This window comes from Arcicella sp. LKC2W (assembly GCF_034931005.1).
Taxonomy (GTDB): domain Bacteria; phylum Bacteroidota; class Bacteroidia; order Cytophagales; family Spirosomataceae; genus Arcicella.
The window spans coordinates 93,115-116,950 of the sequence record NZ_JAYGIN010000019.1; the positions used below are offsets into that span (position 1 = coordinate 93,115).

General features: G+C 34.2%; 23 protein-coding genes. 14 read left to right on the forward strand and 9 right to left on the reverse strand.

From position 1 onward, the window contains the following. Positions 1-38: 38 nt before the first annotated feature. The gene (lepB, locus tag VB796_RS16105) at positions 39-1,211 is read left to right on the forward strand and encodes a signal peptidase I (RefSeq protein ID WP_323347594.1); all 1,173 of its coding nucleotides are present in this window, start codon (positions 39-41) and stop codon (positions 1,209-1,211) included. A gap of 103 nt (positions 1,212-1,314) precedes the next feature. Here lepB and VB796_RS16110 read toward each other — a convergent pair whose 3' ends face one another. Further along, on the reverse strand, positions 1,315-2,490 hold the full coding sequence (locus VB796_RS16110; RefSeq protein ID WP_323347595.1) for a class I SAM-dependent rRNA methyltransferase: 1,176 nt from the start codon (positions 2,488-2,490) through the stop codon (positions 1,315-1,317). A gap of 175 nt (positions 2,491-2,665) precedes the next feature. Continuing rightward, positions 2,666-3,700 (reverse strand): zinc dependent phospholipase C family protein, encoded by a 1,035-nt coding sequence (locus VB796_RS16115; RefSeq protein WP_323347596.1) that lies wholly within the window; start codon positions 3,698-3,700, stop codon positions 2,666-2,668. A gap of 258 nt (positions 3,701-3,958) precedes the next feature. On the opposite strand from VB796_RS16115, the gene rpsT reads away from it, so the two are divergent. The 3 genes from rpsT to VB796_RS16130 all read left to right on the forward strand — a co-directional run bounded on the left by rpsT (position 3,959) and on the right by VB796_RS16130 (position 5,800). Continuing rightward, positions 3,959-4,213 (forward strand): 30S ribosomal protein S20, encoded by a 255-nt coding sequence (gene rpsT, locus VB796_RS16120; RefSeq protein WP_109741035.1) that lies wholly within the window; start codon positions 3,959-3,961, stop codon positions 4,211-4,213. A gap of 108 nt (positions 4,214-4,321) precedes the next feature. Further along, the gene (radC, locus tag VB796_RS16125) at positions 4,322-5,023 is read left to right on the forward strand and encodes a RadC family protein (protein ID WP_323347597.1); all 702 of its coding nucleotides are present in this window, start codon (positions 4,322-4,324) and stop codon (positions 5,021-5,023) included. 111 nt (positions 5,024-5,134) lie between these two features. Continuing rightward, entirely contained in the window at positions 5,135-5,800 is a 666-nt protein-coding gene (locus VB796_RS16130) for a pseudouridine synthase (RefSeq protein WP_323347598.1), read from the forward strand. 55 nt (positions 5,801-5,855) lie between these two features. Here VB796_RS16130 and queA read toward each other — a convergent pair whose 3' ends face one another. Continuing rightward, positions 5,856-6,908 (reverse strand): tRNA preQ1(34) S-adenosylmethionine ribosyltransferase-isomerase QueA, encoded by a 1,053-nt coding sequence (gene queA / locus VB796_RS16135; RefSeq protein ID WP_323347659.1) that lies wholly within the window; start codon positions 6,906-6,908, stop codon positions 5,856-5,858. A 375-nt stretch (positions 6,909-7,283) separates the two neighbouring features. Between queA and VB796_RS16140 the strand changes: the two genes are divergently transcribed. Beyond that, positions 7,284-8,360: an aminopeptidase gene (locus VB796_RS16140; protein ID WP_323347599.1), complete on the forward strand. Its 1,077-nt coding sequence runs from the start codon at positions 7,284-7,286 to the stop codon at positions 8,358-8,360. A gap of 11 nt (positions 8,361-8,371) precedes the next feature. Further along, entirely contained in the window at positions 8,372-9,166 is a 795-nt protein-coding gene (locus VB796_RS16145) for a DUF3108 domain-containing protein (protein WP_323347600.1), read from the forward strand. Positions 9,167-9,251: 85 nt separating this feature from the next. Here VB796_RS16145 and VB796_RS16150 read toward each other — a convergent pair whose 3' ends face one another. Then, positions 9,252-10,562 carry a deoxyribodipyrimidine photo-lyase gene (locus VB796_RS16150; protein ID WP_323347601.1) on the reverse strand — a complete coding sequence of 437 codons (1,311 nt, stop codon included), beginning with the start codon at positions 10,560-10,562 and terminating at the stop codon, positions 9,252-9,254. Positions 10,563-10,783: 221 nt separating this feature from the next. Here VB796_RS16150 and VB796_RS16155 point away from each other — a divergent pair, with 221 nt between their 5' ends. Beyond that, positions 10,784-11,743, forward strand: coding sequence for a YjgN family protein (locus VB796_RS16155; RefSeq protein ID WP_323347602.1), 960 nt, complete (start codon positions 10,784-10,786; stop codon positions 11,741-11,743). Continuing rightward, on the forward strand, positions 11,743-12,861 hold the full coding sequence (locus VB796_RS16160; protein WP_323347603.1) for a M48 family metallopeptidase: 1,119 nt from the start codon (positions 11,743-11,745) through the stop codon (positions 12,859-12,861). The genes VB796_RS16155 and VB796_RS16160 overlap by 1 nt, the downstream gene beginning before the upstream one ends. 143 nt (positions 12,862-13,004) lie before the next feature. On the opposite strand, the gene VB796_RS16165 is transcribed toward VB796_RS16160, so the two are convergent. From VB796_RS16165 to VB796_RS16185, 5 genes are all read right to left on the reverse strand, one after another. Further along, positions 13,005-13,622, reverse strand: a complete 618-nt coding sequence (locus VB796_RS16165) for an ABC transporter ATP-binding protein (protein ID WP_323347604.1) — start codon at positions 13,620-13,622, stop codon at positions 13,005-13,007. Positions 13,623-13,710: 88 nt separating this feature from the next. Then, positions 13,711-14,487, reverse strand: coding sequence for an acyl-ACP--UDP-N-acetylglucosamine O-acyltransferase (gene lpxA, locus VB796_RS16170; RefSeq protein WP_323347605.1), 777 nt, complete (start codon positions 14,485-14,487; stop codon positions 13,711-13,713). 111 nt (positions 14,488-14,598) lie between these two features. Then, on the reverse strand, positions 14,599-15,993 hold the full coding sequence (locus tag VB796_RS16175; RefSeq protein ID WP_323347606.1) for a bifunctional UDP-3-O-[3-hydroxymyristoyl] N-acetylglucosamine deacetylase/3-hydroxyacyl-ACP dehydratase: 1,395 nt from the start codon (positions 15,991-15,993) through the stop codon (positions 14,599-14,601). A 96-nt stretch (positions 15,994-16,089) separates the two neighbouring features. Next, on the reverse strand, positions 16,090-17,121 hold the full coding sequence (gene lpxD / locus VB796_RS16180; protein WP_323347607.1) for a UDP-3-O-(3-hydroxymyristoyl)glucosamine N-acyltransferase: 1,032 nt from the start codon (positions 17,119-17,121) through the stop codon (positions 16,090-16,092). Between the two features lie 85 nt (positions 17,122-17,206). Then, positions 17,207-18,445 carry an HD domain-containing protein gene (locus tag VB796_RS16185; RefSeq protein WP_323347608.1) on the reverse strand — a complete coding sequence of 413 codons (1,239 nt, stop codon included), beginning with the start codon at positions 18,443-18,445 and terminating at the stop codon, positions 17,207-17,209. A gap of 212 nt (positions 18,446-18,657) precedes the next feature. Here VB796_RS16185 and VB796_RS16190 point away from each other — a divergent pair, with 212 nt between their 5' ends. From VB796_RS16190 to VB796_RS16215, 6 genes are all read left to right on the forward strand, one after another. Further along, a complete protein-coding gene (locus VB796_RS16190) occupies positions 18,658-18,942 on the forward strand; it encodes an SCP2 sterol-binding domain-containing protein (protein WP_323347609.1) in 285 nt (94 codons plus the stop codon). A 30-nt stretch (positions 18,943-18,972) separates the two neighbouring features. Continuing rightward, positions 18,973-19,218, forward strand: coding sequence for a hypothetical protein (locus tag VB796_RS16195; protein WP_323347610.1), 246 nt, complete (start codon positions 18,973-18,975; stop codon positions 19,216-19,218). Continuing rightward, on the forward strand, positions 19,190-19,456 hold the full coding sequence (locus VB796_RS16200; RefSeq protein ID WP_323347611.1) for a Txe/YoeB family addiction module toxin: 267 nt from the start codon (positions 19,190-19,192) through the stop codon (positions 19,454-19,456). Before VB796_RS16195 ends, VB796_RS16200 begins: the two co-directional genes overlap by 29 nt. A gap of 12 nt (positions 19,457-19,468) precedes the next feature. Further along, positions 19,469-20,827, forward strand: a complete 1,359-nt coding sequence (gene mnmE / locus VB796_RS16205) for a tRNA uridine-5-carboxymethylaminomethyl(34) synthesis GTPase MnmE (protein WP_323347612.1) — start codon at positions 19,469-19,471, stop codon at positions 20,825-20,827. Positions 20,828-20,945: 118 nt separating this feature from the next. Continuing rightward, positions 20,946-21,206, forward strand: a complete 261-nt coding sequence (locus tag VB796_RS16210) for a type II toxin-antitoxin system HigB family toxin (protein WP_323347613.1) — start codon at positions 20,946-20,948, stop codon at positions 21,204-21,206. Between the two features lie 566 nt (positions 21,207-21,772). Beyond that, positions 21,773-23,728, forward strand: a complete 1,956-nt coding sequence (locus tag VB796_RS16215; protein WP_323347614.1) for a WG repeat-containing protein — start codon at positions 21,773-21,775, stop codon at positions 23,726-23,728. Positions 23,729-23,836 lie beyond the last annotated feature (108 nt).

The window sequence follows — 23,836 nt, forward strand, 5'->3', positions numbered from 1 at the left end:
ATTAAGTTAAGAATCATTAGAATTTATTTTAATATAAAATGTCAGAAAAAAAACAACCAGTTCAGAAATCAGCTTTTCGTGAGTGGCTTGATTCAATCGTTTTTGCGGTAGTTGCAGCGACACTTATTCGTTTCTTCTTTTTTGAAGCATATACAATTCCAACACCCTCAATGGAGAGTTCTTTGATGGTTGGTGATTTTTTGTTTGTGAGTAAGTTGCATTATGGAGTTCGTACTCCTAAAACGCCTTTGCAAGTACCTTTAACGCACCAGAAAATTTGGGGTACAGATTTACCTTCATATTTAACTTGGTTAGATTTACCAATTAAAAGATTGCCAGGTTTTTCAGACGTTAAACAAGGTGATGCCGTTGTATTTAATGTGCCAAACTATGCACCCGATGGAGATGCACCCGTTGACTTACGTACTTATTACATCAAACGTTGTATAGGAACACCAGGCAAAACTTTAGAAATTCGTGATACGCAAGTTTACATTGATGGAAAACCAATGGAAAATCCAAAGCGTATGCAACACGAATATTTGATTAAAGTGAAGGAAACTTTAACAGATGAATTCTTTGATAAATATGATATTGCCAATGGTATTGATGCCACTGGACAGCCAAATTATAACTGGCAAGAAGTTCAATTGACTGCTCAAGATTCGACGATTGCGGGACTTCATGATTACGTTGTAAATACGTATTCTGAAAATATTGAAGAATTTAAAAAATTGAAAACTTTTGTAAGTGCTGAAATCTTGAAAGCACCCAAAGGAACACCAGACGGTGAAGATGGCATGACTAATGAAGCCTCTGCAACACCAATGGCGGGTAAGTCTTATGTTTGGAATAAAGATAATTATGGACCACTTTGGATTCCGAAAGAAGGTGTAACTATCCAATTGGACTCACAAAGTGTTGACAAGTATAAGTATATCATCAAATATTATGAAGGTAATAAAAATGTAGTGGTTGAAGGTTATAAAATCAGTATTGATGGAAAAACGATTACTTCCTATACTTTCAAACAAGACTATTATTTCATGATGGGAGATAACCGTCATCATTCAGCCGATTCACGTTATTGGGGATTTGTTCCTGCAAATCACGTAGTTGGAAAAGCTGTTTTCGTTTGGATGTCACTTGACCCTAATAAATCTTTCTTAAGCAAAATTAGATGGAGTAGAATCTTTAGATTTGTGGATTAAGATAGGAGGAATGAAGAAAAGAGTAAAAGTAAAAAGGGGTATGATTTCTCAAATCATACCCCTTTTCTTGTTGTATCTGTTCTGATTTTAGTCTCCTTAGCATTTATTCAACATACAAAACCAAACCTTTTAAATAACTTCCTTCTGGATGAAAGAAATTTACGGGGTGGTCGGCAGGTTGAGTGAGATGGTGTAAAACTCTTGCTTGTCTGCCCGCTTCCAAAGCCGCAGAAACAACAGTATTATAAAACAATTCTCTGTCAACTACCTGCGAACATGAGAAAGTGAACAAAATTCCACCTTTTGCCAAACGTTTAAATCCTTCAGCATTTAATCTTTTATAACCTTGAATAGCATTGTGGCGAGTTGCTACATTTTTAGCATAAGCAGGTGGGTCAAGCACGATTAAATCATAAAATTGGTCGTTTGCCTTCAAATATTTCATCACATCTTCTGCATAAGATTCGTGATTCAAATCTTGGAAATTATTAGCTTCAATATTTTGCGTAACCAAATCAATGGCTTTTTGAGAAACATCCACCGAATGCACTAATTCCGCTTCAGCCCCTAAAGCATACATCGAAAATCCACCCGAATAACAGAATGAATTTAAAACTTTTTTGCCTTTAGAATATTTGGCTAACAATGCACGATTATCTCTTTGGTCAAGGAAAAAGCCCGTTTTTTGACCCGTCTCCCAGTTAATTAAAAACTTAAAACCATTTTCAGCAACTTCGTGTGGAACAGTGCATTGACCAAATAAATAGCCATTTTTTACATTTTCCGCAAACTGTTTTGGTAGAGTTTCGTGAGACTTATCGTAAACTGCCAATAATTTATCGCCAAAAACTTTCTGCAAAGCCTGTGAAACTTTCTCTTTTTCAAGGTACATTCCAATGCTATGAGCTTGAAAAACTGCTACGCCATTATAATAATCAATGATGAGTCCAGGGCAACCATCGCCTTCACCATGAATCAAACGAAAACAGTTAGTGTCTTGAAAATCAATTAATTGACGTACATCGTAAGCTTTCTGAATTTTTTCAAACCAAAAATTTACTTCATCTTCAATTTCCTTAAACGAGAATATTTTTACGGCAATACTGCCTTCATGGTAATGTCCTGTGGCAAGATAGTTTTTAAACGAATCTAAAACGTCCACCACTTCACCGTCTTTGGGTGAGCCAATAATTTTTGCAATTGCTCCCGAAAATACCCACGGGTGAAAGCGTTTTACAGGATTTTCTTTACCTGTTTTTAAAATGATTTGTGATTTCATAGTGCAAAGATAATGATTATGGCACGCAGATGACGCAGATGCCTTGTGGCAACGCTGATTTTAACAGATTTTAAAAGAGAAAATTTGACAATTTACCTTTATAAAATACATGACACAAAATGAAAATCTGCGAAAATCTGCGTTGCGAAGTATCTGCGTTATCTGCGTGCCATAGTCAATTCTCCTCACGAACTTTAAACAATTTTTCTATCCAAGATTTTTGCTCTTTTTCTTCCTCTTTTTTCTGTTGTTCAGATAATTTGAAGTCTAAAAGTGCCGTCAAATCGGGCTGCCCAGCGTCCACCCAAGCCGAAAACCAGAAATCTCCAATCATTTTAATAGCACTTTTCATTTGTCTTTCTACTTGATTATTAAGCGATTGATGATATTTTTTAGCGTAATCCTTAGCATAAACTTTGATGTTTTGTCCGTTTCGTTCTTCAATGCTGTATTTCTTGGTTTCCTTAAAATTAACATTTAATTGTCGCTCAAAAACCAAAACGGAATCCAAAGCAGAATTGGCATTTCTGACGGCTTGCCAAGTTCTTTTACCGATAAATCGTTCATATTCAGCAGTTCCCACAAAGAAATCGTAATCATCCGAATATAATTCTGGCAAACGAGATTCCCAAAAGCCATGAATGCCTATCTGATTGGTTTTCTGACCGTTATAGTTTGAAGTTGTATGTAAGGGAACGTTGGCATCGGCAATATAATGTCCAATTTCAGCCGAAAGCCTCAAGATTCTTTGAGCATCTTTTTCTTGAAAAGCTTTTGTTAATTGAAATTTCATGAATTGAATGTGCCAAGGAACAATACCATGTTTGAGCAAGGAATCTTCCGTAAATTTTTCAACGGCATCTTTCCAAAAGATAGGAAGTTTATAAGTAGCACTATCGCCGTAAGCATCTAAGTCAATATAGTGGCGTGGGGCTTCGTCTTTGACTGCGTAACGCCTTTGGTCGGGTGCAACGGAATGTTCCATCAAATACCGAAGGTGTGTTTTGTAAAAAGGCATCATATCGTGCGGAAGCGTGAAAATTGCCAAACGATTGATGCGTTGATGAGCAAAAAATCCCCAAATGGAATGTTGTTTAGGATATTTTTCAGTATAATCCTTATTGATATTACTTTGAATTTTGTGGGCAACAATGGTTAGAGGAGTAATGAAAAACAAAAATAAGCATGAATAGTAGAATGTTTTTTGCATAAAGTTTGAAATTGTAGTTTAAGTAAATACGCTTTTAGATGTGGAGATTAATACTTTTATCTTTTATTAAGTAATTGATAGTGTGAATGTTATGAAATAATTATTGTTTTTTTACATAAATGTATAAGTAAATATTTAAGTTAATACTACCGACGAGCTAATTTATTACTTTTTCCAATTTGTGATTTAATAAAAAAGCCGTACCTTTGCACTTCAAATTTAGAAAACAGAAAACCAATATTTATTCGGGAAATAAACATGGCAAATCACAAATCAGCATTAAAGAGAGTCAGAGCTAACGAAGCAAAAAGATTACGTAACCGTTATCAGCATAAAACTACCCGTTCGATGGTAAGAAAATTGCGTGATACTGATGATAAAGTAACTGCAACTGACCTTTACAAAAAAGTTTCTTCTGCTTTAGATAAATTAGCTAAAAGAAACATTATTCACAAAAATAAAGCTTCTAACTTGAAATCAAAGTTAGCTAAGTTAGTGAATAAAATAGCTTAATATGGCTTAAAGATATTGTTTGAAAAGACCTTACTGAAAAGTAAGGTCTTTTTGTTTTACATGTAATTCAATTATATTTATCGAGAAAATACACTTTTAACGATAAAAATGAATCTCTACGAAAATAATCACCTAAACATTAAATCTTGGGCTGAAGAAGACCGCCCAAGAGAAAAACTTCTACTGAAAGGGAAATCGGCATTGTCAGATGCTGAATTACTGGGTATCCTCATTGGAACAGGAATTCAAAATATGACCGCTGTAGATTTGGCAAAACTCATTCTTCAAAGTGTCAGTAATGATTTGAATCAGTTAGCTCGTCTGACGGTCAAAGACCTCTCTAAATTCAAAGGAATTGGCGAAGCGAAGGCAATTACTATTGTGAGTGCTTTGGAGATTGGTAGAAGGCGTAAAGATAGCGAAGCCCCCAAACGTCCACAAATTACTTGCTCACGTGATGCCTACGAAGTTTTAAAGCCACATTTGATGGATTTACCACACGAAGAGTTTTGGATTATTCTTTTAAACCGAGCCAATCACGTATTAAAATGTGAACGAATCAGTAGCGGAGGCGTTTCTGGAACGGTTGCTGACCCCAAGATGATTTTTAAAGTGGCTTTGGAGAATCTTTGCAGTGCTATTATTCTTGCCCATAATCATCCATCGGGAAATCTTACACCGAGTCAGGCGGATAAAAATTTAACTAAAAAACTGAGAGAAGCTGGTACGTATTTGGAAGTACCTGTTTTAGACCATGTGATATTTACCGATAAAGCATATCTGAGTTTTGCGGATGATGGTCTTTTGTAGAGACGTTGCCTGCAACGTCTTTTGATTAATGGAATATATCATTATGTTTCAACAACATCTATTTATTAATGGAAATAAACAGACGTTGCGGGCAACGTCTCTACCCAGAAAATGACTTTTAGAAAACGGCTTCAATATCTTTTGGTAAAACGCTTACAAATTTCTAATAAAAATGCTTTAGCGTTGATTTTAGAAGGAAAAGTATTGGTAAACGATACTCCTGTTTTTGAAAATGTGGTGATTAATCCAGAAGATTCTGTGGTTTACGAAGAACAGGTTTTGAAAGAAGGAAAGCAATTTCTTTATATTGTGTATTACAAACCAAGAGGAATTGAAACTACCTTAAACCTTGAAATAGAAGATAATTTAAAAGCCATTTTACCTTTTGAAGAAGAACTTTTTCCCGTTGGAAGATTAGACAAAGAATCGGAAGGATTGCTGATTTTAACCAATGATGGGCGACTTTTTGACAAAACACTCAGAAGTGAGCATCAAACGGAAAAGGAATATTTAGTGACAGTTGACAAAATCATTGATGAAGATTTTATTCAAAAAATGTCAGAAGGAATCACTATTTTAGGGAGAAAAACCTTGCCTTGTAGAGTTGAAAAAGTGAATGAATTTACCTTTAAAATTATTTTAATTCAAGGAATGAATCGACAAATACGAAGAATGTGCTATAAATTAGACTATGAAGTTCTGAAATTAGTCAGAGTAAGAATAGGAGAGGTGAAATTGGAAGATTTAACTTCAAATGAATTTAGATATTTAAAGTAACACGGACTTCAGTCTGTAAATAATACAACAGACTAAAGTCTGTGTTACTTTAAAATTAGATAATCAACATGGCATCACCATACGTAAAGAATTTGTATTTTTCTTTGATAGCAATTTCATAAGCCTCACGAACTAACTCAAACCCACCGAAAGCTGAAGTCATCATAATTAATACAGATTCAGGTAAGTGGAAGTTTGTTAAAAGTGCATTTGGAATTCTGAAATCGTAAGGAGGGAAGATAAACTTATCTGTCCAGCCTTCGATTGGCTTCAAGTGACCATCTGCCGAAACAGAAGATTCTAAAGCTCTCATTGAAGTTGTTCCGATTGCACAAATTCTTTTCTTATTGTCAATTGCTGAGTTTACAACATCACAAGTTGTTTGCGTGATGTTGAAGTTTTCAGAATCAGTTTTGTGTTTTGTCAAATCTTCAACATCAACTTGACGGAATGTACCTAAACCAACATGAAGTGTTAATGGCGTAAACTCAATTCCTTTCAGTTCCAAACGCTTCATAATGATTTTAGAGAAGTGCATACCTGCTGTTGGAGCCGCAACCGCACCAACTTTATCCGCATAAATTGTTTGGAAACGCTCTTCGTCAGAAGGTTCAACGTTACGTTTGAAACGGATTTCGTCTGGAAGTGGTGTTTCACCCAATAAATGGATTTGTTTCATCAAAGCATCATGGTCGCCATCGTATAAGAAACGGATTGTACGTCCACGAGAAGTAGTATTATCAATTACTTCGGCAACTAAGTCACTATCACCAAAGTACAATTTATTACCTACACGGATTTTACGAGCTGGGTCAACTAAAACGTCCCAAAGACGGTGTTCACGATTTAATTCACGGAGTAAAAAAACTTCAATTTTTGCCCCTGTTTTTTCTTTTTGACCAAATAAACGAGCAGGAAAAACTTTAGTGTCATTCGTTACCATTACATCGCCGTCATCAAAATAATCCAAAATATCCGTAAACATTTTGTGTTCGATGGTTTGTGTTTTACGATTAACAACCATCATTCTCGATTCACCTCTATTTTCGGTTGGGTAAAGTGATATAAGATTGTTGGGTAGATCGAATCTAAATTCAGAGAGTTTCATTCTAATAATGTTTGCGGTTTTTTCGCCTGGAATCATCTGTCTGTTGGTTTTGTATTGTTTGGGATAAATAAAAGGATATGGTTTAGCTGATTTTCACAGTTGGAAAATCTTGATTTTATACCAAAGCCTATTGCCCTAAGACTTCCGACCTCAATACGATTCTTGCAAATATACAATTTTAAGATAGGGCTTGTCAATGAAAAGACGAAATAAAAACGGATATTTTTTATGGGGATATGAAACAAGACTAGTTATTTGTATTACTTTTCGGATTTATCCATTTATTTTCAGATATAAAATGTTGATATTTAGGCTAAACATTCTATCAATATTTACAGCATTACTCAGAAACCGAATTGCAATTCCTCTAAAAGTATGTTTTTTTATCAGCAACAAATTCAAAATAAACGTAAGAAAAGACGTTTTTTGATGGCATTTTTACTAATCTTGGGGTTTATTGTTTGGCAAAAAGATTGGGTCGTTTATCTTTATCAACAAGCTAAAGGTGGTTTAGACGTAGCTTTTAATACTCGTCCATTAAAGGAAGTTTTGCAAGACAAATCTGTCCCTGACTCCCTGAAAAAACGAATTTTGTATATTCAAGAAGTTCGAAAATATGCCATTGATTCACTCAATTTACAAGATAATCCCAATGTTTATCAAACACTTTACGACCAACAAGGAAAACCGTTGGTGCATTTACTCACGGTAGCTGAACGCTATAAAATGGAAGCCAGAATGTTTAATTTTCCTATTGTGGGGCTTTTTATAGGCAATTTCAGTTACAAAGGTTTTTTTGATTCTACTGCGGCAGTTAAAGAAGAAAAGTATTGGAAGTCAAAAGGTTATGATACAGAAATGGGGCAAGCGGCTGCGTATTCAACATTGGGATGGTTGCCAGAACCTATTTTGTCAAGTATGTTGTATTATTCAGATGGAAAGTTGGCGAGTTTAATTATCCACGAAATGACGCATGGAACGATTTATGTAAAAAATAACCATGAAACCAGTGAGAATTTAGCCAATTTTGTGGGTGATTATGGAGCAAAACGTTTTCTGAAATATAAGCATGGAAGTGATTCTGATATTTATAAAAAATACGTACAAGGTAGAGTTTTTAGAGATAAATTTATTCGGCATCTCAATCGAGGAACGATAAAATTAGATAGCCTCTACCGAAACTTTAAGCCTAATTATTCGTCGAAATATAAGGATTCCTTAAAATATGCGTTAATTGAAAAAATTGAGCGTAGTAAAGATTCAATTTATGCTCAATTACCCAACCTTCCGAAGCATCAGTTGAATAAAAATGATTTGCCCAATAATGCTTATTTTGTCAGTTTTAAGACTTATAATTCAAAGAAAAATGAATTTGAAATAATGTTTAGGGATAAATTTAAGGGAGATTTTGAGGCTTTTTTACAATACATGAAATCAAAATATAACGAATAGTATAAACCAAAATGAAAAGATTATTTTTTGCAGCTTCCTTTTTGTTTACAGCTTTGAGTTTCAAATCGGCTGAACGTGAGCGTGTTATAGAACAAAATAGTTTTACAACGGGCGAACATATTGAATATCGTGTTCACTATGGATTTGTGAATGCCGCCGAAGCTATCGTTGATGTTGATGATAAATTCCAAAATTCAAATGGTCGCCAATGCTACAAAGTTGATATTGTAGCTCGTACGCTCGGTATGACAGATTGGTTCACAAAAGTCCGTGACGTTTGGACATCCTATATTGATACAGACTTAATTTTGCCACAACAATTTTATCAGAAAAAACAGGAAGGAACGTACAAGAATGAGCAAAAAATTGTCTTTAATCATACCTCAAATACGGCAAAACAGTATGATTTGGACGATGATAATGAGAAAAAAACGTACAAAGTACCTGATAATATTCAAGATGTAGTGAGTGGATACTATTTTTTGAGAACGATTGATTTCTCAAAAATGACAATTGGAGAAAGTGTGCCAGTTGTTTTCTTTTTTGAAGGAGAAGTTTATAATATGCGACTGAAATATCGAGGTAAAGAAGTGGTTAAAACCAAGTTTGGGAAAATTAATACTTTCAAAATTACCCCTCAATTACCTAAAAATAACTTTTTTCAAGATGAAGAAGCAGTGAAATTATGGGTTACAGACGATGCCAATAAGATTCCAGTACGTGCAGAAGTAGAGTTGAAAATAGGTTCTTTAGCTTTAGATATTAAAAAATTCTCAGGACTTAGAAATAGTATGAAGTTTTATTGAGAGTAAAGTTGTTAGGTGTTTGGTTTTAGGTCTTAGAGAATAACTAATACCTAAAACCAAACACCTAACAACTAAAACCTAATATCTACTCACCACCTTTCAATGCCTTTTGATATACTTCTAAGACTCTTTTTCTGGCAAAATCATGGTCAACCATTGGAAGAGGATAGTCGAAACTATTTAATTCTGGAACCCATTTCTTGATATATTCTAAGTTTTTATCAAATTTTTCAGTTTGTAATCTTGGGTTAAAAACTCTGAAATATGGTGCTGCATCACAACCACTTCCAGATGCCCATTGCCACCCGCCATTATTGGCAGAAAGGTCAAAATCTAATAATTTTTGGGCAAAATATGCTTCTCCCCAACGCCAATCAATCAATAAATGTTTCGTTAAAAAGCTCGCAACTACCATTCTGACACGGTTGTGCATAAAACCTGTGGTATTGAGTTCTCGCATTCCTGCATCTACAATTGGGTAACCCGTTTTCCCTTCGCACCATTTTTTAAACTCGGTTTCATTATTTCGCCATTGAATTTTATCATATTCCTTTCTGAAAGCAAGTCCTTGCCCGACGTGCGGAAAATGATGCAAAATATTGAAGTAGAAATCTCTCCAAATCAATTCATTAAGCCAAGTTTCGGATAATTTTTGAGCAGTTCTTGCCAAATCTCGAATGCTGACTGTTCCAAAACGTAAATGCACTGATAATCTTGTTGTTCCTTCAGTTGCAGGAAAATCTCTTTTTTCAGCGTAATTTTTAACGATACTTTCTCTAACTTCTTTCTTTGGAAAAACCGTCGCAGTCGATTGAAAACCCATATCGGCAAGGGTTGGAATTTCTATTTTATTGGTTTTCAAGAAGTTGCCAAAATATTTTTCATTCGGGTAAGACTTTACATAAAAAGCGTTGACTTTTTCTTTCCATTTTCTACTGTAAGGTGTAAAAACGGTATATGGCGTTCCGGCTCCCGATAAAACTTCGTTTTTCTCAAAAATAGCTTGGTCTTTAAAAGTGTAGAAATCAGTTGTTTCGGTCATGGCGTATTCTTTGACGGCTTCATCTCTTAATTGGGCGTAAGGCTCGTAGTCGTGGTTTGTGAAAATTGCAGACACCTCATATTCGTTCAACAAAGCAGGGAAAACTTCTTCGGGAGTTCCGTATTTTACCAATAATGTTGAGCCTAATTGCTGTAATTGCTCTTGAATTTCAGAAAGAGCATTATGGATAAATTGTACTCGTTTGTCCTTTTTATCTTCTAATTTATCCAAGATATTTTTGTCAAAAATGAAAATAGGCAATACAGGCTTTCCTGATTTTAGGGCGTGGTACAAACCCGCATTATCATGTAAACGTAAATCTCGGCGAAACCAGAAAATGGATATTTGTGACATATTTTAAGTTTTGTATTAAGATTTTAACTGTCTCAGGAAAATTTTGTTTAGAATTGATAATATAAAGTTTCTTAATGTAGGAAGGTATCCTATTTTCTGTTTTCAAAGGTAAACTTTCATTATCGACTATCAATCGATTTACCGTACAATAAATCCGCTTTGTTTATTCTTAAAAAATCTATTTCTTGCATTCTTTTAAAACAAATAAACCGAAACTACGAATGGAAAACGAACAACCACAATTCAGACAATTTACTTATCACGGAGATGGCACTGAATTATTTAAAATCTACATCGTCAATTGGCTACTAACTATTTTAACATTAGGGCTATATTACCCTTGGGCAAAAGCGTCTATTTTAAAATACAATTATCAACATACCGAATTTGATGGTTCAAATTTTACTTTTCATGGTACAGGAAAAGAAATGTTTAGAGGTTTTATTAAAGTTGTTGCTGTGATTGGTATTTTGTATGGTGCATTAATTTCGGCTCAATTATCAGGAAATACAACAGTAACTCTCGTGGTTATTATTGTATTTTATATTATTTTATTATTTTTAGTTCCTATCGCTTTACATGGTTCAATGAGGTATCGTTCTTCAAGAAGTTCTTGGCGAGGCATTCACTTTGGGTATCGTGGTGATAGAGGGACTTTAACCAAACAGTTTCTAAAAGATGCCTTTCTAACTATCATTACTTTAGGCATTTATACTTCTTGGTTTATTAATAATCTTCGCACTTATATCATCGGTAATATTCGTTTTGGGAATATTACATTTCAATATACGGGCAATGGAAGTGATTTCTTTTGGCTGAATCTTAAAGGAAGAATGCTGACGGGTTTAAGTTTTGGTATTTACTTTTTTTGGTATCAAATGGAGCTATTTGAGTATTTTATCGAAAATGTTTATGCAGAACAAGATGGAAAAGCTCTACCCATTCGTTCAACTGCCAAAGGTGGAGATTTCTTTGTTTTGACATTAGTAAATGGTTTGATGTTGATTTTTTCTTTAGGATTAGCTTTTCCTTGGGTTCAAGCTCGTAATTTTCGCTTTTTTATGTCCAATATTTGGGTGCAAGGAGATTTTGACGGAAACTCTTTGGTACAAACTGAAGCAGAATACAGAGACGCATCGGGTGATGATATGGTGGATATGTTAGACCTTGACTTAATGTAATGAATACTTTTAAGATAAAATATTTTGATGGTGTAACTTCTGCTATTCAGGAAGGTACTGTAAAATTATCGTATGGACATTGGGACATTAGGCTTGAAAAACCTGATGGAACAATGTCTTCCATTCATTGGCAATTGAAGGATATTAAGCAAACTGAGTTTGTGGGAAATACCAATATTTTTAAATACGGAGACTTTCCTCAACAAACTATTGAATGTAATGACCCTGATTTTGTAAAAGCTCTATCTGCACAATACCCTGATTATGAGTTTTTTAAGAAAGAATATTTTTGGGCATTGAATAAAGGACTTGGCGTGTTTGTGGGTATCACAGCGGTTTTATTATTGCTTTGTGTGGGCGTTTATAAATATATTTTGCCTTCAGTTGCTGAAAATTTAGCTTTGACCGTTCCGCAAGAGTATGAAATAAAATGGGGTGATATGATGTTCGATAACATGATTCAAGCACCTAAAAAAGGTGAAATGAGTAGTGAGTTGAATCTGACAAAAAATGAAAATTTGAGCAAACTTGCCAATCAATTTGCCAAAGAAATTGATTTTAAAACTACGTATCCCATCAAAATAACGGTCGTAAATGAAAAAATAGTGAATGCTTTTGCACTTCCTGGTGGTAATGTTGTTGTTTTCAATGGCTTGCTTAAAAAGATGAAAAATAAGGAAGAATTTGCGGCTTTATTAGGGCATGAAGTTGCCCATGTAACTCGTAAGCATTCACTGAAAAATATCTTTAGAAGTTTATCAGGCTATTTGTTTATTTCTTTGATTACTAATGACTTAAATGGAATTACAGCCATCATTTTAGATAATGCCAATAAATTACAAAATTTGGGCTATTCACGAGAATTGGAAGCTGAAGCCGATGACAGTTCGATGAAGACTTTAAAAGAAAATAAAATTCCTACAAAAGGATTATTGGGGCTGTTTAAGATTTTAGAAGATGCTTCACAAGTTGCCCCACCCGAATTATTGAGTTCTCATCCACTCACAGAAGAACGTATGAAATTTGCCAAGAAAAATCAAATTGCGAATGAAAAATTGAATGAAAATCCTCGTTTAGAGGCTATTTGGAAGGAAATACTTCTTGTAGAGAATAGATGATAGAGAATAGAGTACAGATTATAGAGATTAGATGATGGATGTTAGATGAAAGAGTATAGAGATTAAGGCTTTAATCAGATTTTGAAGATAGGACATGAGAGTTTTTCTCTAAACTCTATTCTCTGAAATCTATCATCTAAACTCTATTTGTAGTCTTGAATATTCAGAATATTATTACAGAATTCATATTCACTTGGCTGATTGGAACAAATCATTAGAAGCCTATTTTTAGAATACTCTTGAACGTTTTTTAAGTACCATTCTGTCGCTTTTATATCAAGGTTAGAGGTTGGCTCATCTAACATCAATATCTCTGAATCTGACCAAAAGGCTAAGCCCAATTTTACTCTTTGTTTCATGCCCGATGAAAAGAATTTCACCGCTTTATTTTTGGCTTGTGGTAATTCTATAAAATCAGTAAAATCTGTTGGAGACAAATGATTTTTGAAGGGTTTAAACTGAACGTGAAAATCAATGATTTCTGATAGTGTGAAGTCTTCAATTAATTCCAGATATGGAGCTGCAATGACAAGATGTTTATAATAATTATCAATTTCAAGATTTTTCTCCCCGATTTGATAATGGATTTCCCCTTCAGAATGTGGAGTGAAACCCGATAATACCTGCAAAAGTGTTGATTTCCCACTTCCATTTGCACCGACAAAAGTATATGATTCTCCCGATTGAAATTCGTAATTCAAATTTCTAAAAATCCACTCATTACTGAATTTCTTACCAAGATTTTTTGCTGAGATTTGCATGGATAGGTTTGTAGGTTTCAGGTTTTAGTTGTTAGGTTTTAGCATTAAAAATTTCCTATAACCTAATAACTAAAACCCAACACCTTTATTACGAAAGTCCTTTCATAATTCCTCTTTCAGAAGTGCGAATGAAGTTGACTATTTCGTCACGTTCTGCTGAGGCTGGAAGATTGATTTCTATTTCAGAAAGTGCTTCGTTATTGTTTAAGTTTTTAAGATAAACAAAACGATAGGTTTCTTGAATCTGAGCAATTTGTTCATCTGTAAATCCACGTCTTCTTAAACCAATAGAGTTGATTCCTGCGTACGACAACGGTTCACGACCTGATTTTGTAAATGGGGGAACATCTTTTCGGATTAAAGAACCGCCAGAAATCATGGCATGACGACCAATTTTTACAAATTGATGTACAGCACTTGAGCCACCGATAATTGACCAATCACCTACTTCTACGTGACCTGCCATTTGCACGCTATTTGCCAAAATACAATTGTCACCAATTGCACAATCGTGGGCTATGTGAACATAAGCCATGATTAGACAATTTTTACCAATCTCGGTTTTATGTTTATCATTTGTTCCACGATTGATTGTTGCACATTCTCGGACAGTTGTATTGTCTCCAATAATGGCAAGGGTATCTTCTCCTCCAAACTTTAAATCCTGTGGAATCGCTGAAATAACTGCTCCTGGGAAAATACGACAATTTTTGCCAATTCTTGCCCCTGGAAAAATAGTTACATTTGAGCCAATCCATGAACCTTCACCAATTTCTACATTTTGATGAATGACCGTAAATGGCTCAACTACCACATTTTGGGCAAGTTTAGCTTCTGGATGTATGTATGCTAACGGTTGTGTCATTTTTTTTTAGTTAAACAGTTAAAGTAGTTATAGCGGTAAAATAGGTTTATCCTTATTCTATACGGTTTTCAACATTTTAACTTCCCTAACTTTTTTAACTTCTCTATTTTTTTAATTTTTGCGAACAAGGCTGGCTGTCATATCTGCTTCGCAAACTACTTGACCGTTTACATAAGCTCTACCGTGCATTTTGGCAATTCCTCTGCGAATAGGAGCTAATAAATCACATTTGAAAATTACGGTGTCTCCTGGTGTTACACTTTTACGGAAACGACAGTTTTCAATTCCTACCAAATATGGCCAATAGTTTTCTGGGTCAGGTACTGAGCTTAATACTAAAATACCTCCTGTTTGTGCCATTGCTTCTACTTGCATAACTCCTGGCATTACTGGGTTGTTTGGAAAATGCCCCATGAAATAATTTTCATTCATCGTAACATTCTTAATTCCAACAACACTTTCATCGTCCAAATAAATGATTTTATCAACCATCTGGAATGGATAACGGTGTGGTAGTAATTGATAAATACGCTCGAAATTGAAAATTGGAGGTTGTTTTGAGTCATATTGTGGAACGTTATTTTTTTCCGTTTCCTTCATCAATTTCTTGATTTTTTTGGCTAACTCAACGTTGGCAGCATGACCAGGACGAGCAGCCAAGATTTGTGCTTTTATCGGACGACCCACCAATGCTAAATCGCCAACCATATCCAATAGCTTATGGCGAGCCATTTCGTTTGGATAATATAATTCTAAGTTATTAAGAATCCCTTTTTCTTTAGAAACGCTTACTTTAGGTTTTCCTAAAACAACGGCTAAATGGTCTAATTCTTCTTCTGAATAATCACGGTCTGCAATAACAATAGCATTTGACAAATCTCCACCTTTAATTAAATCAGCTTTGAAAAGAGCTTCTAATTCATGGACAAAACAGAAGGTTCTACATTTAGCAAAACTTTCATTGAATTGACTAATATTGGTCAAGTTTGCGTGCTGACTTGAAAGGAATTTTGAATTATAGTCCACCATTGCCGTCAAACGATAATCATTTAATGGTAATGCCGCTAATTCAACGCCACGCTCATTGTCTTTGTAACGTATTTCTGAAGGAATTTCAAAAAACTTACGGTGAGCATCTTGTTGTTCCAAACCCGTTTCAAGGATTGCTTCTACAAATTTAATTGAGCTACCATCCATAATTGGAGGTTCTGGTCCATCCAATTGAATCAAAACATTATCTACCTGACAGCCTACCATTGCGGCTAAAACGTGTTCTACGGTATTGATTCTTGCACCATTGTGTTCGATAGTTGTACCTCTTGATGTATCAACCACATAATCAACATCAGCATCAGCAATTGGCTGATTTGGTAAATCAATTCGTTGGAATTTATAACCGTGATTGGGCGGAGCAGGAACAAATGTCATATTGGCTACTACGCCAGTGTGCAAGCCTACGCCCGATAATGTGATGGCTTTTTGAATGGTATGCTGTTTATTATTCATTTTTACTTTTTTATAAAACATCTCAATCATTTACACCTAAAAATGGATGATTTGATGAGTTTTACATGAATCCTATTTAATAATTTAATAAGGCTTTTATTGTTGTTTCAATTGTTCTTCAACCTCTTTGAGTCGTTGTTCAATTTTAGGCAAATTTTTATATAATACTTGAGATTTTAAATTATTATGACTGTCCTGTGCGGGAGAACCAGCCATTATTCGACCTGATTGTCTGACCGTTTTAGTAACTCCAGATTGTGCCGTTACGATGGTTCGGTCGGCAACAGTGATATGTCCTGCCATTCCTACTTGTCCGCCAATCATACAATTAGAACCTACCTTTGTTGAACCCGAAATACCCGTCAATGCTGCAATAACCGTATTTTTCCCAACTTCTACATTGTGGGCAATTTGAACTAAGTTGTCAATTTTTACACCATCACGCAAAATTGTTGAACCCATTGTGGCTCTATCGACAGTAGTGTTTGCTCCAATACTTACGTTATTTTCTAAAACGACATTGCCTAATTGCGGAATTGTCGCAAATGTTCCATCTGCTTGCGGAGCGAAACCAAAACCATCAGAACCAATTACAGCATTCGAATGAATCACACAATTATCACCAATAATTGTATTGTTATAAATACTTACTCCTGCATAAATAGTACAGTTTTTCCCAATAATACTTGCCTCAGAAATACTTACATTAGGATATATTTTGGTATTATCTCCTATTTTACAATTATCTCCAATATAGGCGAATGCACCAATATAAACATCCAAACCAATTTTAGCAGAAGAACTTATGAATGAGGGTTGTTCAATGCCTTTTTTGTTTTGAGCAAGTATTTTTTGATATTCTTGAAGTAAAGCCGTGAAAGCCGCATAAGCGTTTTTTACTAAGATTAAGGTTGTTGTATAATCTTTTTTAGGTTCAAAAGTATTATCAACAATTACCGCTGATGAAGTTGTGGTGTAGAGGTATTGCTCATATTTTGGATTTGCCAAAAAGGAAATACTTCCAGTTGTTCCTTCTTCTATTTTTGCTAACTGGCTTACCTTTAAGGATTTATCTCCTTTTACTTCGCCGTTTAGCATTTGAGCAATTTGTTCAACCGTAAATTCCATTCTATAATTTTTGTCTGTTAATGGTTATCAGCAAATAATGATAAGTTTGTCTGTAATCAATTAATTGGCTCAAGTCTGCACAATATTATTCTCGCAAATATACGTCCTTTGCCCAACATATATAGTATTTTTTAACTACATTACTTAAAGCCTTAATCGTTGGCAAGTCAGAAGCATCGGCTATATCAACTACCAATTTATTTTTTGTTAAAATATTAATGGCTTGTTTTTCAGACAAATACGCTTCATTAGTGATAACCCCTTGTACCATAAAATAGGATAGATTGTCATGATTGATGTCTTCTTGAGCTAAAAAATCATTTTTAATTTTTTCAAGAAATGCTTCTTCAAAGGGTTGGTCGGAAATAATTATTTTGTATAATTTCCTTTCTAACAATTTTTGGCAAATTCCAGAAAGCAAATAATCGGGATGTTTTGTCCAGACTTTTATACAAGCCCAAATATCGTGGTCGTCCATTTCTGTAAAAGCTTTTAAATACGCTTTGTCAGATACAAACTCTTCTAAAGTAACATCATTTTTCAAAAATAAGCCAAAACTCTCAGTTGCGAAAATATCTTCTCCTGCTTTGATTAATTCTCTGGCTCTTCTGATAATTTGCGTCAGCATGGTTTCTGCACAAATGGATGTTTTGTGGAGGTAAACTTGCCAATACATTAACCTTCTTGCAGTCAAGAAGTTTTCGATAGAATAAATACCTTTTTGTTCAACAACCAATTGATTATCAATTACATCAAGCATTTTTAATATTCTGTCTGCTCCAATAAAGCCCTCTCTTACTCCTGTAAAAAAACTATCACGATTCAAATAATCCATTCGGTCAACATCCAATTGACTGGAAATTAATTGATGAAAAAAAGCTCTCTCATATTCACCCGTAAACATTTTGATTGCCAAAGATAACTTTCCTTCAAATTGCTTATTCAATTCATTCATGAGCAAGAATGAAATTTGCTCGTGTGGGACATGGTTTAAAATTAAGTGTTCCAACACATGAGAAAAAGGCCCATGACCAACATCGTGTAATAAAATAGCAATTTGAGCAGATTCCAATTCCTCCTCAGAAATATAATGACCTTTACTACTTAAAGTTTGTAAGGCTTCGTTCATTAAGTGCATTGCTCCAAGTGCATGGTGAAAGCGAGTATGCAATGCTCCTGGATAAACAAATTCAGCCATTCCAAGCTGTTTTATTCTTCTAAGTCGTTGATAGTAAGGGTGTTCTATGAGGTCATAGATGAGTTCAGTAGTGATATTGATAAACCCATAAACGGGGTCATTGATTATTTTTCGTTTATTGACCATGCACCTTTTTGTAAAAAACTTGATAAATTTAAGTTTATTAAAGCTAAAAACAAAAATGAGAGATTAACTTTACGATTATACAATGATGAATTATGAGTAATGAATTATGAATGAACAAATACTTTAATTTCTTCGTCTTAATTTATCTTTAATTTTCAACATTGTTATTTGCAAATTCATAATTTATCATTCATAATTTATCATTAAAAAACATGACATTTGAAGAATTAACAGGGAAAATTTCAAGTTTAGCTGCTGCAAAAGGTGGCTTGGGTTCATCAATCAAATTTGCTACTGATAACGGTAACATTTTAATTGGTTCAGACGGTGTTGTTACCAATGCTGACGATGTGGCTGATTGTACAATTTCAGTATCGATGAGTGATTTGCAAGGCTTAATGTCTGGAGACTTAAACCCGATGACTGCTTTTATGTTCGGTAAAATTAAAGTTTCTGGAGATATGGGTGTGGCAATGAAATTGAAGGATTTGTTTTAAGTTAGGTATGAGTTTTAAACCAGAAGTAAAATGACAGCAACATATCAAATTCAACCTCATGAGTTAAATCAATTTATTGAATCATTGAGGAAAAGTTTTAAGGGACGTTCACTTAAAATTGTTGTAGAAGAAATTGATGAAACGACTTATTTATTAAGTGAAAATGTTCGAGCAGAACGCTTAAAAAAAGCGGCTAATAATGTCCGAACGAATACTAATGTTAAATCATTAACTTTCGACGAATTAGATGAACTTGAAAAGAGAGCTACAATTTGATAATGAAGCATTTAATGATTTTATGGATTGGCTTACTCAAGATAAGAATATATACCTCAAAATTATCAAGTTATTAAAAGATATACGACGAACGCCACTTGAGGGCGAGGGAAAACCAGAAGCTCTAAAACATAATTTAAGTGGTTTTTGGTCGAGAAGGATTACACAAGAACACCGTTTGGTTTATGAAGTAACAGACGAGGTAATTAGGGTTATTTCTGTAAGAGACCATTATTGATGGCAATTATTTATGACAAATTCCGAAACAATAGTAGCCCTTGCAACCCCGTCGGGAGTGGGGGCTATTGCCGTTATTAGAGTCTCTGGTTCAGAGACTTTTTCGATTGTGAACAAGCTTTTTAGAGGTAAAAATCTCGAAAAACAAGCTTCGCATACCATTCATTTTGGCACAATCCGAGATGGTGAAATGATTGTAGATGAAGTATTAGTTTCGCTCTTTAAAGCTCCTGCTTCATATACTCGTGAGGATACCATTGAAATATCTTGTCACGGGTCAGATTTTATTATTCAGAAAATTCTAAAACTCATTATCAAAGAAGGTGCAAGACTTGCTAATGCAGGAGAATTTACCCAAAGAGCTTTTTTGAATGGACAATTAGACCTTGCCCAAGCAGAAGCCGTAGCTGATTTAATCGCTTCAGATTCAGAGGCTTCACACCAAACGGCAATTAATCAAATCCGTGGAGGTTTTTCAAAACAGATTGCTCAATTGCGTGAACAACTTATCAATTTTGCATCATTGATTGAATTAGAATTGGATTTTGGCGAAGAAGATGTAGAGTTTGCCGACCGTGATGATTTACGCCAATTAATTTTCAAAATTCAGATGGTTTTAATTCCTTTAATTGAAAGTTTTGAGTTAGGAAATGTTATTAAAAATGGCGTTCCAACGGTAATTATTGGTAAACCCAATGCTGGAAAATCAACGCTTTTGAACAGACTTTTAAACGAAGAAAAAGCCATTGTTTCGGACATTGCAGGAACAACTCGTGATGTAATTGAAGATGAGCTATTTATTGGAGGAATTCGCTTTAGATTGATTGATACCGCAGGTTTACGTAAAGCCACTGATACTATTGAAGCGATAGGAGTGGAGCGTACCAAGCAACAAATGGAAAAGGCAAGTTTGATTGTTTATCTGTTTGATGCAAGCGAAATTCAATTATCAGATATTGAAACGCAATTAGCCGATTTTAATGCACCGTATCTTTTGGTTGGTAATAAGGTAGATAAATTATCCTTAGACAAAAAGGCTGAATTTGATGCAGCTTATTCAGATATTATTTGGATTTCAGCTTCTGAGAATAAAAATATAGAGTTTTTGAAAGATACTTTGGTCAGAAAAGTTAAGACTAAAGAAGTAAAATTAGGTGATACAGTAGTGACAAATCTTCGTCATTATCAACATCTTTCACAAACGAATGAAGCTCTAAACAACGTTTTAGAAGGATTGAGCCAAAGTATTACAGGTGATTTTTTAGCACAAGATATTCGCTTTGCTTTACATCATTTAGGAGAGATTACGGGACAAATTACAACGGATGATTTATTGGCGAATATATTTTCTAAGTTTTGTATTGGTAAATAAGTTAGTGCTTTAATAGAAATTTAGAGAACCCTTTTGAACACGATTCAATAGGGTTCTCTTTTTATTTGGAAACGCATTAATAAGTTGCTATATTCGCAACATGATTTTATGTTAAAATATGAGGATAATTGCAAAGAGTACAATTAGAGATTTTTGGATACAGCATCCACCATCAGAATTTCCGCTATTAGATTGGTACAATACTGTAAAACAAGTAGAATGGAATACGCCAAATGATGTAAAACAAACCTATGGAAATGCCAGTATTGTAGCAAATGATAGAGTGGTTTTTAATATTAAAGGAAATGATTATAGGCTTGTAACTGAAATAGATTATACCTTTCAAATAGTTTTTATTTCGGAACTATATACTTATTAATGCAAAACCGCTGACGGGGTGAAAAACCGCCGTCAGGGTCTTCTTCCGTAACCCTGACGGCGGTTTTTCACCCCGTCAGCGGTTTTGCATTAATAAGTATATAGTTCCGAATTTTTTAATTATTTTAAGTTCTCTTTAAATTACTTTACGAAATTTTTAAGCGTTACCATCTACTGACCAATTGTTACTATTTTGGGTATAGAATTGACTGTCAAATTTGACAATAAGTTCATCAATTATTTTTAAGTTTCATAAAACTATTCATGCTCATTTCGTCCAATTTACGACGTTCATAATTTTAAAAATGTGGTTTCACGTAAAAACACGCCTATAAATTAGGTTTTTACAGAACTTTCAATTATTTTTGAAACTATTAGACCGCATCCATATCAAGCTCCCGCCATTGCTTGATAGATAATATTAATTCCATCCGCACAGGAGTTAAAATTAACAAATCTTTCCGAAGAATATTCTCGTAGATATCATAACATCGTTCCTTTTTGGCACGAAAAATGAACACAGAATTATTTGGGGGAAACCCTTACTTAATAAAATCCATAAAAGTTATGAAACGACTATGTTTAGCAATCGGATTGCTGGCATATTTAGGCAGTGCCGATGCCTTCTCATTTTCTCAATTGGCTTCTTTAGAGTCAAAAAATGAGCCTGCAAGAATTTTAAAATTCAATCAAACTCAAGTTTCTAATCAATCTTCTGAAACAAAACCTGCAAGTCAGCCTGCAAAAAATATTGCAGACCCTACTAAAAGTGCCAATGCAGTTACTTGCTTCAACAATAAATCTGGAATAGGTTTATCGCAAAGCAAAGACTTGGATGGGCGGGACATTTTAGCTTTTCCATTAGACAGACTCCGAAATAATGTACGATATGGTTTTATCGAAAATTACAAACAAGGATTTTCTCGTATCAAAAAAGATGGTGTTTGGGGATATTTAAACCTCTGCGGTGACGAAATAATTGCTTGTCAGTACGAAAAAGCCGAGCCTTTTAACGACGGGAAAGCTTTGGTAAAACGTCAAGATTGGCATTTCGTTGATAACTTAGGGATTGAAAGCGAAAGTCTTCAAAATATTATTGATGCCAAAAGTCTATCAAAAGGTTTAACTTTAGTAAAGCTAAAGTCAAATCAAATGGCTTTAATTGATAACAATTATGATAAGACAAGCAAACCTGTTTCAGCTATTTATGATGAAATCATCATTCTGAATAACAACACGTTAGCCGTTAAAACAAATGCTAAATGGGGAGTTTTCAAGTTGGGAGAAGGTGCAATCTCTGAAGTAAATTATGACTTAATTGAACCATCTGGAAAAGAAAATTTATTCAAAATTTATCTAAATAAAAAAGTAGGTTTGATTGATGCAAATGGTGAAATTTTGTGGAAACCAGACTTTAATATTATCACAGATGTTGATAATTATGGTTTTGTGAAAGGAATTAGCGAAACGAAGCAACAATTAATTAATATCAATGATTTTAGAGTAAGTAAAATTTACAAAAAAATTAGTGATTTTGATGCTCGTGGATTAGGAATTATTCAAGGAGAAAATAATCTTTTTGGTTTGGTTGATAAAGATTTAAAAACTGTGATTGAACCACAATTTAATACCATTGGTGCAATGGGTGAATTTGATTTAGTTCCAGTAAGTAAAGAGATTGCAGGAAAAGGTTTAAAGTTTGGTTTTATCAATCTGAAAGGCGTAGAGGTTATTCCATTTGATTATGAATCAGTTGGTAAAATCAATAAAAAAGGGCTTTTGGTGGTAAAGGAGACGGTAAGTTGTAATTTGGACGAAAAAGGGAAAAAGATTGGCACTTGTAAAGCAGACAAAGTAATTGATGTAAATGGCAGTACCGTTATTTTACCTATTACAAAATTTCCTGATGCTGGAAAAATCAATTATACCGTTACTGACTCAATGGTGCATAATTGTATCGTTGTTAGGGCATATCGTAATGAAGATAAGAATAAGAATGTTAAGTTTATGCTGGTAAGAGGCGATGATTTTAAAGTAATTACGCCAGAACCTTTCGATTTTGTACAAGCAGTTAGTAAACATCAATTCTTCTTTGTGCGTCAGAATGGGCTTTGGGGAACCTTAGATACCACAGGAAAATACTTGTCAAAATGTCAGTTTAAAACAGTTTTGATGGCTTCTGAAGATTATTATTTAGTACAGAATGACAATGGTAAATATGGTTATCTTGACCAAAGAGGAAAGATTCAAGTCACACCTGATTATGCAACGCTTGAATACTTCAAAAATGGTTTTGCCATTGCCTCTAAAGGAGAAAATCAAGTTGGCTTAATTAATAAATTTAATGCCAAAATTATTCCTTTCGCTTTCAGAGACATTAAATTCAAAGAAAATACCAGAGAATACGAAGTATTAGACAAAGACAATAATCGATTTATGCTTAATCAGCAAGGAGAATGTACTCAAAACTGTAAGCAATTGGAGATTATTCGTTCAAAAGCCAACGGTTCTGATAAACAATAAGCTGATATAATACCAAAAATAGTAAAACCTATTCTTCTCAGAGAATAGGTTTTTTTTTGTTCATTACAAACTAAAAGCTAAATTAGCGTAATTATTTAAAGATAACTC

Coding starts and splice junctions, on each gene's coding strand:
- lepB (WP_323347594.1), top strand. CDS start 39: ATGTCAGAAAAAAAACAACCAGTTCAGAAATCAGCTTTTCGTGAGTGG.
- VB796_RS16110 (WP_323347595.1), bottom strand. CDS start 2,490: ATGAAATCACAAATCATTTTAAAAACAGGTAAAGAAAATCCTGTAAAA.
- VB796_RS16115 (WP_323347596.1), bottom strand. CDS start 3,700: ATGCAAAAAACATTCTACTATTCATGCTTATTTTTGTTTTTCATTACT.
- rpsT (WP_109741035.1), top strand. CDS start 3,959: ATGGCAAATCACAAATCAGCATTAAAGAGAGTCAGAGCTAACGAAGCA.
- radC (WP_323347597.1), top strand. CDS start 4,322: ATGAATCTCTACGAAAATAATCACCTAAACATTAAATCTTGGGCTGAA.
- VB796_RS16130 (WP_323347598.1), top strand. CDS start 5,135: ATGACTTTTAGAAAACGGCTTCAATATCTTTTGGTAAAACGCTTACAA.
- queA (WP_323347659.1), bottom strand. CDS start 6,908: ATGAAACTCTCTGAATTTAGATTCGATCTACCCAACAATCTTATATCA.
- VB796_RS16140 (WP_323347599.1), top strand. CDS start 7,284: ATGTTTTTTTATCAGCAACAAATTCAAAATAAACGTAAGAAAAGACGT.
- VB796_RS16145 (WP_323347600.1), top strand. CDS start 8,372: ATGAAAAGATTATTTTTTGCAGCTTCCTTTTTGTTTACAGCTTTGAGT.
- VB796_RS16150 (WP_323347601.1), bottom strand. CDS start 10,562: ATGTCACAAATATCCATTTTCTGGTTTCGCCGAGATTTACGTTTACAT.
- VB796_RS16155 (WP_323347602.1), top strand. CDS start 10,784: ATGGAAAACGAACAACCACAATTCAGACAATTTACTTATCACGGAGAT.
- VB796_RS16160 (WP_323347603.1), top strand. CDS start 11,743: ATGAATACTTTTAAGATAAAATATTTTGATGGTGTAACTTCTGCTATT.
- VB796_RS16165 (WP_323347604.1), bottom strand. CDS start 13,622: ATGCAAATCTCAGCAAAAAATCTTGGTAAGAAATTCAGTAATGAGTGG.
- lpxA (WP_323347605.1), bottom strand. CDS start 14,487: ATGACACAACCGTTAGCATACATACATCCAGAAGCTAAACTTGCCCAA.
- VB796_RS16175 (WP_323347606.1), bottom strand. CDS start 15,993: ATGAATAATAAACAGCATACCATTCAAAAAGCCATCACATTATCGGGC.
- lpxD (WP_323347607.1), bottom strand. CDS start 17,121: ATGGAATTTACGGTTGAACAAATTGCTCAAATGCTAAACGGCGAAGTA.
- VB796_RS16185 (WP_323347608.1), bottom strand. CDS start 18,445: ATGGTCAATAAACGAAAAATAATCAATGACCCCGTTTATGGGTTTATC.
- VB796_RS16190 (WP_323347609.1), top strand. CDS start 18,658: ATGACATTTGAAGAATTAACAGGGAAAATTTCAAGTTTAGCTGCTGCA.
- VB796_RS16195 (WP_323347610.1), top strand. CDS start 18,973: ATGACAGCAACATATCAAATTCAACCTCATGAGTTAAATCAATTTATT.
- VB796_RS16200 (WP_323347611.1), top strand. CDS start 19,190: ATGAACTTGAAAAGAGAGCTACAATTTGATAATGAAGCATTTAATGAT.
- mnmE (WP_323347612.1), top strand. CDS start 19,469: ATGACAAATTCCGAAACAATAGTAGCCCTTGCAACCCCGTCGGGAGTG.
- VB796_RS16210 (WP_323347613.1), top strand. CDS start 20,946: ATGAGGATAATTGCAAAGAGTACAATTAGAGATTTTTGGATACAGCAT.
- VB796_RS16215 (WP_323347614.1), top strand. CDS start 21,773: ATGAAACGACTATGTTTAGCAATCGGATTGCTGGCATATTTAGGCAGT.